This window comes from Nitrososphaerota archaeon (assembly GCA_011605775.1).
In the GTDB taxonomy this organism is placed as follows: Archaea; Thermoproteota; Nitrososphaeria; order Nitrososphaerales; family JAAOZN01; genus JAAOZN01.
The window spans coordinates 1-8268 of record JAAOZN010000005.1 but is presented as its reverse complement, the minus strand read 5'-3'; the positions used below and the strand labels follow the sequence as shown (position 1 = coordinate 8268).

General features: G+C 47.7%; 11 protein-coding genes. 1 reads left to right on the top strand and 10 read right to left on the bottom strand.

Annotated elements, in window-relative coordinates; all coding sequences use genetic code 11:
- The 3 genes from HA494_00205 to HA494_00195 form a co-directional block, all read right to left on the bottom strand.
- A partial coding sequence (locus tag HA494_00205) for an RNA methyltransferase (GenBank protein ID NHV96205.1) occupies nt 1–537 on the bottom strand: 537 nt, incomplete at its 3' end.
- 43 nt (nt 538–580) lie between these two features.
- Nucleotides 581–1231, bottom strand: coding sequence for a sulfite exporter TauE/SafE family protein (locus HA494_00200; GenBank protein ID NHV96204.1), 651 nt, complete (start codon nt 1229–1231; stop codon nt 581–583).
- Complete coding sequence (locus tag HA494_00195) at nt 1170–1370, bottom strand: TSUP family transporter (protein ID NHV96203.1); 201 nt, start codon at nt 1368–1370, stop codon at nt 1170–1172. The genes HA494_00200 and HA494_00195 overlap by 62 nt, the downstream gene beginning before the upstream one ends.
- 129 nt (nt 1371–1499) lie before the next feature.
- On the opposite strand from HA494_00195, the gene HA494_00190 reads away from it, so the two are divergent.
- Complete coding sequence (locus tag HA494_00190; GenBank protein NHV96202.1) at nt 1500–2597, top strand: TGS domain-containing protein; 1098 nt, start codon at nt 1500–1502, stop codon at nt 2595–2597.
- Here HA494_00190 and HA494_00185 read toward each other — a convergent pair.
- The 7 genes from HA494_00185 to HA494_00155 form a co-directional block, all read right to left on the bottom strand.
- Nucleotides 2594–3136, bottom strand: coding sequence for a methyltransferase domain-containing protein (locus HA494_00185; GenBank protein ID NHV96201.1), 543 nt, complete (start codon nt 3134–3136; stop codon nt 2594–2596). The two genes, HA494_00190 and HA494_00185, sit on opposite strands and share 4 nt — an antisense overlap.
- The gene (rsmA, locus tag HA494_00180) at nt 3129–3872 is read right to left on the bottom strand and encodes a ribosomal RNA small subunit methyltransferase A (GenBank protein ID NHV96200.1); all 744 of its coding nucleotides are present in this window, start codon (nt 3870–3872) and stop codon (nt 3129–3131) included. The genes HA494_00185 and rsmA overlap by 8 nt, the downstream gene beginning before the upstream one ends.
- A complete protein-coding gene (locus HA494_00175) occupies nt 3869–4435 on the bottom strand; it encodes a DUF655 domain-containing protein (protein NHV96199.1) in 567 nt (188 codons plus the stop codon). Before HA494_00175 ends, rsmA begins: the two co-directional genes overlap by 4 nt.
- Before the next feature lie 276 nt (nt 4436–4711).
- Nucleotides 4712–5125, bottom strand: coding sequence for a glycine cleavage system protein GcvH (gene gcvH / locus HA494_00170; GenBank protein ID NHV96198.1), 414 nt, complete (start codon nt 5123–5125; stop codon nt 4712–4714).
- 46 nt (nt 5126–5171) lie between these two features.
- The gene (locus tag HA494_00165; protein NHV96197.1) at nt 5172–6059 is read right to left on the bottom strand and encodes a heterodisulfide reductase subunit B; all 888 of its coding nucleotides are present in this window, start codon (nt 6057–6059) and stop codon (nt 5172–5174) included.
- Nucleotides 6056–6631: a heterodisulfide reductase subunit C gene (locus HA494_00160; protein NHV96196.1), complete on the bottom strand. Its 576-nt coding sequence runs from the start codon at nt 6629–6631 to the stop codon at nt 6056–6058. The genes HA494_00165 and HA494_00160 overlap by 4 nt, the downstream gene beginning before the upstream one ends.
- Nucleotides 6628–8229, bottom strand: coding sequence for a hydrogenase iron-sulfur subunit (locus HA494_00155; protein ID NHV96195.1), 1602 nt, complete (start codon nt 8227–8229; stop codon nt 6628–6630). The genes HA494_00160 and HA494_00155 overlap by 4 nt, the downstream gene beginning before the upstream one ends.
- Nucleotides 8230–8268: the final 39 nt, after the last annotated feature.

Genomic DNA, 8268 nt, shown 5'->3' with positions numbered 1-8268 from the left:
GTTAAGCAATAGGGCTCTTATGGTTCTTGGCACCTCGCTTCTCTTAGTCCTTAAGCTGGGTGTGGCTATGAGTGTATAGAGAATTATGGCTGCAGCGTGGGATACATTAAGGGTTCTGTAGGCTGTGCCTGTAGGTATCGAAATGACCATATCGCAGAGCTCAAGCTCCTCGTTTGTTAAACCAGTGGTTTCCCTACCAAATAATATGCATACAGACCCTCTGCTACTCAAGATACGTTTCGCAGCAGCCTCTGGTGCAACAACGTCTCGTGTAATATTTCTTGAGCCTCCTGGTATTGCAGTTGTACCCACAACGAGGTCAAAACGCTCTAAAACCTCCTTAAACGACATCGCTTTAGAGGATCTTAAAATGTCAGCGCCGTGTGAAGCATAAGGTAGTGCTTCCTCCATATCAAAAGAGGGGTTGATGAGGATAAGAGAGGAAAGCCCAAAGTTCTTGACAAGCCTAGCCAGATGCCCAACGTTAACAGGGTAAGTGGGCTCTACTATGGCAAGCGAGAGATTACTCAGCTTCATACCACACTAACCTTAATCTACTCAACTTATCTAAGCTTAACGACTAAGCTAAGAGGAATTTTGTGACCAATAGGTAGATGCTCAAGCCTATAATTGCTAAAGCGGAGATTCTTCGAAGTAGTTGGGTATTCAGCATCTTGTTAAGCCTCGGTCCAAGCTGCGCTCCAATGAGTACGCCTATTGTGATAGGGAGGGTGTATTCAAGAAGCAGATAACCTAACGTGTAGTGCCTTAGTAACCCCGCTAATGATGTGAAGATTATCGTGAAGGTAGATGTTGCTACAGCATAATATATTCCAACACCTAAAAGAACATTGTAAATAGGCACAACAAGTATTCCACCACCAATACCAAGTAATCCGGCAACTAACCCTACACAGAAGAAAAGTGAAAAAGAGGCAAGTTGGCTTAACAGGTGCCCAGAGGCTAACCTTTTGGTGTTGGGATGATCACTTCCACCTTTCGGTTCTTGGCCAAAGAGCATAATAAAACCGAGGCAGAGGACGATCGCGCTAAAAATTGCTGCGAGCATCCGTGATGACACATACTGGCTGATATCAGCACCTAAAAACGCACCTGGAATTGTCGCGGCAATAGTAAGTAAACCTAGTCTGAATACAATACGCTTCTGCCTAGCATATTCCAAGGTCGCTGAGGCAGCGGTTGCTAAAACAGCTACTAAGCTTGTGCTCACAGCGTTGTGTGGTTAGACCAAAACCTAATATGAGTATAGGGACTAAAATCACACCTCCTCCTAGCCCCAGTAGAGAGGAGAAAAAGCCTACTAGCAGACCTATAAGCAGTAATATTAGGGGTAGGAGCGGTTCAACCACATTTAGTCGCAGAGCTACTTGATTTCATGTGTTATGAAGATTTCGCTTAAAATAGTATCTGGAAAGGGTTATCACTCGAAAAACGACTTTATCTAGCCCCTCCATCTACTTTAAGGACGTAGGGCGGAGATGCCTACCAACCTACCAGAACGGGCTAAGGCAAAGTGGGCTGAAGCAATTGCAGCCAAGGATCCAGCCCAGAAACTTAAGCTACTTAAAGAGTTCTACTCAAGTTTCCCTAAGCATAAGGGTACAGAGAAGCTCGAGATGTCGATAAAGAGGCAGATAGCCGCCTTAGAGGAGGAGCTTGAGAGGGCTAGGCTTCGCCGAAGAACCACAACAAGAAGCGAGTGGGTCATCAAAAAAGAAGGGGCGCTACAAGCAGCGGTGATGGGCAGCGTAGAGACTTCACTAGACTTCTTTAACACTATATCGAAGCAGAATGCTAAGCTACACGAGGCTTTAGCCTCACCTCTCGTTGGCGCCTTAAGAGGTGCTGGGCTGACTTTGCAGCTCGTGCTTACGCCTTTTGATAGAAGGTTGGGTGATGAGAAGCAAGAGCGGTTTCTCAGTGTGGCGAGGAACAGCGACGTGATCCTTACGCCGCTGAAAGATGAGGGCGTGGAATACATTAGAGAGCTGGTTGAGTGGTTTGAAGAGCACAATATCGAAGTTAAGAAGCCGAAGCTGGACGTAGAGATCAAACAGACACCTTCAGGCGGGATAAGGGTTGTGGGGAGCTCAAACTACCTAAGCGAGAGAGAAGCTGTTGACTTTCTGAAATCGTATATGATAAGAAACGCCATAGTAGAGGTTAGTAGAAACGCCACGCTAGATGATCTTGAAGCAGTAATCTTCGGTAGGGAGGCTAAAAATCTGCAGTTCATACCACTCACTACAGCAGCTATGGATACAGTTAGGGGGATGGGGTTCAGCAACATCATATGCGTCGAACATCTTGATCAAGACGAACTCGTGGAGCAGATATTGTCCAAATTAGGAAAGATTAGGGTTTACACCAAAGCGCCTAATTCGCAACCAGTAGACAAACCCATATTACTCGATGGGGGCGCTACCGTGATAGATTTGGCCGCCAAGATACATAAGGACTTTCTAAAATTCTTCAGCTTTGCACGACTGTGGCGTAGAGGTTTACCAGAAGGCGTCAAAGTTGGTAGAAACTTTAGGCTTATGGATGGGGATGTTGTCGAGCTGCATACATCTTAGCCTAAGCGGAGCTCATATGCATATAATTCTTCGAAAAAGAGTGGTTGTGTAGCAATAAGCTTAATCTTGAAACCCAGACGCCTAGCGCCTTTAATCAACCGATCCTGAGAGGCTAAGCTTGAGGTGATCAAAACAACTTTGCCAGACGGCTTAACCACCCTAGCACACTCCTTTAGCCAACTTAATGTTACCTCGGCACCTCCTTCTCCACCATCTACCGCCAAGTCTTCAATTCTTTCGGAGGGGAGGTAGGGTGGGTTGAAAACGACCAGATCAAATGAGCCAGCTTTGAATGCCTCTGCTGAAGAGCAGCGGACGAGCTCGAAGTTTGCAAGACCCTCACCCCTTAATCTAGTCCTCGCTACGAGCAAGGCGTTCTTGTCAACGTCAACGCCGACGACCCATCGGCATCTTTGAGCAAGCGCTTCTAGCACAAAACCAACACCACAACCGATCTCTAAGGCAGCTTCGGCTGAGAAACCTTCTACGATTCTTCTAAGCAGTAAGCTGTCCTCTCTAGGCTTATAAGGTTCAGACATATCTCTTAACTAGCAGCTCAGCCAAACTAATGGCTTCTGATGGTGCTAGGAATGCTACACGCCTATCTAAAAGGTCTTGCGTCAAGTACCCTAGCTCTGCACAATCGGTCAAGATCTTTAAGGCTGTTGAAACCTTCTTCCTTCTCAATGCAAAGAGTTTGTAGACAGCCTTCACGACCTCTTCACTAAGATTGATGCTGGGCCTTGGGACCATCACCACGACGCTAGAGTGAACCTTTGGTTTAGGTGTAAAGGCATCGGGAGGTACATTCAATATAGGTGAGATTGTGAAGGCATATTGGGCTAAGACCGAAACAGCCCTATAGCATTCGCTACCAACTTTAGCCAAGAGCTTATCAACGAAGTCCTTCTGAAGTAGCACAACAGCCCTCTTGAACCTTTTGCCTAATAGCCATCTTACAAATCTTGAGGAGCAGTGGTAGGGTAGGCTGGAGACAAAGACGTCAAACTCGACATCGATACCAAACCCGTCTCCTTTAACGAGAGTTAGGTTAGGGTAATTCAGCTTACTTAACGCAGCATTATAGAACTTCTCATCGATCTCAGAGGATATTACTCTGCCAGCCGCTTTACAGAGCTTCTCGGTCAGCACACCACTGCCAGTGCCTATTTCATATACGACCTCATCACCCTTTAACTCAGCAGCCTCCACAATAGCACTAACGACGGTAGGGTCGATAAGAGTATGCTGCCCAAGAGATCTTCGCCGACTCATTTCCTCACAAAGATATTGATCCTACAGTTCCCAGTGAGCTCCTCAACAATCCTCTTAGCAACAAGCTTCGCTGGCTCCCTAAGCCCAACCCTCTTCTGAATATCCTCGAATGAGACAAAAGGCTTCTTACTTCTCTGCTCAAGTATCTGGAACATGAAGGTCTTACCTATTCCGGGGATGAGCTCCAGCGCGTGGAGCCGTGGAGTGACTGGTTGAAGCTCGTTAAAATACGCAACAAACCTTTTTTCGTTACTCAGAACGAGTTGCTCAACTACTCTGGGCAGCTCTGCTTTAGCATCGGCGGTCAGATCTTCGTAGTTTAAGCGCCCTAATACGCTCAGCACCTTCGTCCTACCCTCTTTCCCTATGTAGATGCGTTCACCCACTTCAAAAGAAGCGCCTTCAACAGCAAGTATCTCTAGGAGTGTAAGCCTCTCTTCACCTAGAGCCTGCACAAGGGGGCCCTCTCTCCCCTTTATCACCACAGATCTTCCTCTCCGTATGAAGTCAAGCACATAGGCGTATTCCTCATACTTCTTACCTAAAGATGGTAGATAAACCAAACCACAACACCAGCTTCCCTAATCCACTAGAAGAATCTATGGTAGTAGATCGTTAGGGGTAGTTGATAGTTGCTCTTAGGGTTCAGGGCGCTCATCACCAATCTTTGGTTAACCAATAAACGAACAAACTACTTTTAAAGTTTTTGCATAACTAGACTGAGCAGATCTGTTACGCACATCACATAACGCCAGTAGGATGCTCAAAAAGATGGTTACAAAGATACAAACAACATATAGATAAAAGGGCATCGCCTCTGCTCATTAGCAGCACTTAACCTACCGTTTAAGGAGCTCCTTATGCCACTCAACCGCCTTGTTAAAGTCCATCAGCTTTGATAAATCTCCTCGCAGATCAGGCGACTCAACTACAAATATCCACCCTTTACCGTATGGATCGGAGTTTATGAGACCAGGGTTATTATCAAGGGAGGTGTTATACTCGACAACCCTGCCATTCAGGGGGCTTATGAGATCTGTAACTGTTTTTACAGATTCGACTGAGCCGCAGACCTCTCCTTGGGTCACATCTGTTCCAGGTTTAGGGGCATCGATATAGACTATGGATTTCAGCATCTTCTGAGCGTAGTCGGTTAACCCGCATCTAGCCCTCTTCCCCTCCACTTTAACCCAGAAGTAGTCTGTAGAATAGTAGAGACCTTCTTTAACCTCGTACTCATCTACTTTAACCATACCCCTTCACCCCCTTACTTATGGATTTAGCATTTAACATTTACCGTCACACCTCCACAGCCTTGCTCCGTAGAAGGCTTATTGGAGGGACCATATGCTTATCGAGCCCGAGCTCAGTAGGCTTTAGACCTAAGGCTAAGCCTATTAGTTGGGTGAAGAAGAAGACTGGCATATTGAACCTTTGCTTAAACGCTTGCTCGACTTTAGGCTGCATGATGTCGAGGTTAAGGTGGCAGAGGGCGCAAGGTGTGACCATACACTCCGCGCCAGCCTGCTTTGCGTTCACCAGCAGCCTACGAATCATCTCTAAACAAACACGCTCCTGCTTCATAATCAACACCCCACCGCAACACCTAACCTTATCGATGTAGGGCACAGGCTCGGCGCCTAGAACATTCAGTAGCCGATCAAGGGACTGAGGATTCTCGGGGTCATCGAAGCTGTCTTCGAACTTTGGTCTGACTACGGCGCAGCCGTAGTATGGTGCAACTTTTAAGCCTTTTAGAGGTTTAGTGATCCTCTTAGAAATAGTGTCAAGGGCTTCCTGTGTGGTTAGGGTCTCAAGCGCGTGGTGTATCTTGACGTTGGCGTTGTAGCTTAAGTTTACTGCTTCAAGCGCTTCTTTAACCTTAGCTTGAATATTAGCGTCGTGTTTTAGTAGTTCGTTTGATCGTTTTAGAGTCTGGTAGCATCCGCTGCAGATTGTGACCACCTCGATGCCTTCACCCATCTTCTCAACCAGGGCCAGGTTCCTTGTTGAGAGCGAGGCTGCTAAGGTTGGGTTAAAGACGTAGGTTACATGTGAGCCGCAGCAAGTCCAATCGGGCACATCAACCAACTCTATGTCTAAAGCCTTTGCTATGAGCCTAAAGGATTTATCATACTCTTTGCCGGAAGTGTGGGCTGAGCAGCCTGGGTAGTATGCGTACTTCATTGCTTCTGCACCTCCTTAGCTAGGACCTTCTCAAATATCTTAGCTACTTGATCGGTGCTGGATTTGGCTGGGCTGAGCTTGATCTTCCCCTTCTGATACAGTTTAAGACCGAAGCCAAGGTTCCTCATAACAGCTGATTTAGGCATCAGCTTAACGTAGAGCCCAACCTCATCCATCCTACCGTTCTCCCGAACAACGTCAATAAACTTCTCGTAGAACGCTTTTTCAGCCCTACTATACTTCGGGTCCTCCAAAGCCATCTCCTTCAAGGTATCCATAACCTGCTTCAAATCAACACCCTGAGGGCAGCGGACGGAACAGCTGTAGCAGGCTGCGCAGAGCCAGATCGTTGAGCTGTTCAGCACCACATCTTTAACTCCGAGCTTGATCAGCTCCATAATCTGTCTCGGCGTATAGTCCATCGCAAACGCTACTGGACAGGAGCCGCTACATACACCACACTGGAAGCAGAGCGGGATCTTCTCACCTTTTTCACCCAACCTCTTCCTTAGAGTAGATTCGAAGGTTGGATCCATCATCTCCGGTGTTATCTTATGTATAACAGGGCTCAAGAAGATACCACCTCCTTGATCTTCGCCCTAACCTCATCTGTGATCGGCCTAGCGCCCTTCACTCTATTCACCACTGTATCGAATATCTCAAGCTTATAGTATTGTGGTAGTGTTACCGCTACAGCCATGGTTCTTGCTGCGTCTATACCATACTTTCGAAGCTCCCTCTGTATCTGGCTGACGTGGTTTCTGAACTGCTTTAAGCCCTCTTCTTTACTCAGCCCGTACCAGTTATCCTCAGCCTCCACGAATACCACCCCATCTGCACCGGCTGCGAAAGCCTGCAGCACATGCTTCAACCCAACACGCCTGGTGGTCGGAACCTCGATGATCACGATATTTGGCTGATACTTTCTTCTATCAAGCCCATACATGTCAGCAGCCCTATACCCTACAACCTTCTCCGTGAAGGCTATTATGAGGGGCTTCACGTTACCCTGGCAAACACCGTAGATCGTTGCTATAAGCTGCTTCTCCGTGTTATGCTTAAGATCCAAAGCCTGCTTCGAGCAAGCTGGTAGACAGATACCGCATCCTACGCAGCTAACCGGGTTTACAATAGCCTTACCATCGCTTATCGCTATAGCGTTCTTAGGGCAGACTTGCACGCAAACGCCGCACCCGTCACACAAATCTTTTATCACAAACGCCTTCTCTGGGCTAACCTCGATCTTCCCACCTCCTAAGAAGGTTGATGCTCTAGACGCTGCGCTCATAGCTTCAACCACGCTCTCTCTCACATCTTTGGGACCCAAGGCGCACCCCGCAGCGTAAACACCCGTCCAAGCACTGTCCACCGGCTCGAGCTTATAGTGCTTCTCAAGTAGAAAACCGTCCGGACCGGTGTCCATACCTACGAGCTGACCAACTTCCTTCGTACCAGCGCTCGGCAGAAGTGCTGTGCTCAGAACCACGAGATCAAAGTTCTCCTCGATCTGCGCACCCAGAAGCGTGTCTTCAGCCCTAAGCATGATCACGCTATCGTTCGGCTTCACCTCCGCAACCCTACCTCTTACGAACTTGATACCGTGCTCCCTACATCTAGCGTAGAACTCTTCATACCATTTGCCAGCAGCCCTCATGTCCGTGTAGAAGATCCAGGGCTCAGATTCAGTGTGAAACTCCTTAAGGAGGAAGGCTTGCTTTAGCGCTATCATACAGCAGACTTTACTGCAGTATGGTTGGGCTCGCTCCGGGCTTCTGCTGCCTACGCAAAGTATGAACGCTACCTTCTTCGGCACCTTTTTGTCCGAAGGCCTAAGCATCCCACCCAAGAGGAGCCTCTCAAACTGCAGGTTTGTCACTATGTCTGGGTGGAGACCGTAGCTGTACTCCTTAAGAGGCGATGGGTCCATAACATCTATACCAGTTGCCAAGATTATCGCCCCAACCTTTATGATTTCAAGCCGCTCCTTCTCGTCAAAGTTTATCGCACCTCTACTACAAGCCTTAGCGCAGACCTTGCAAGTACCCTTCTGGAAGAATAGACAGTGCTCTGGGTCTATAACGTAGGCTTGAGGTATGGCTTGAGGGAAGGGAAGGTAGATCGCTGTTCTATATGCTAAGCCAGCTTCATGCTCATTCGGCACCCTCTTCATAGGACACTTTTTAGCGCACTCCCCGCAGGCGGAGCAGTT

Bases quoted from the DNA above. Each gene is read 5' to 3' on its own strand.
- HA494_00190 (NHV96202.1), top strand. From the start codon at position 1,500: ATGCCTACCAACCTACCAGAACGGGCTAAGGCAAAGTGGGCTGAAGCA.
- HA494_00165 (NHV96197.1), bottom strand. From the start codon at position 6,059: ATGAAGTACGCATACTACCCAGGCTGCTCAGCCCACACTTCCGGCAAA.
- HA494_00185 (NHV96201.1), bottom strand. From the start codon at position 3,136: ATGTCTGAACCTTATAAGCCTAGAGAGGACAGCTTACTGCTTAGAAGA.
- rsmA (NHV96200.1), bottom strand. From the start codon at position 3,872: ATGAGTCGGCGAAGATCTCTTGGGCAGCATACTCTTATCGACCCTACC.
- gcvH (NHV96198.1), bottom strand. From the start codon at position 5,125: ATGGTTAAAGTAGATGAGTACGAGGTTAAAGAAGGTCTCTACTATTCT.
- HA494_00155 (NHV96195.1), bottom strand. From the start codon at position 8,229: ATGAAGAGGGTGCCGAATGAGCATGAAGCTGGCTTAGCATATAGAACA.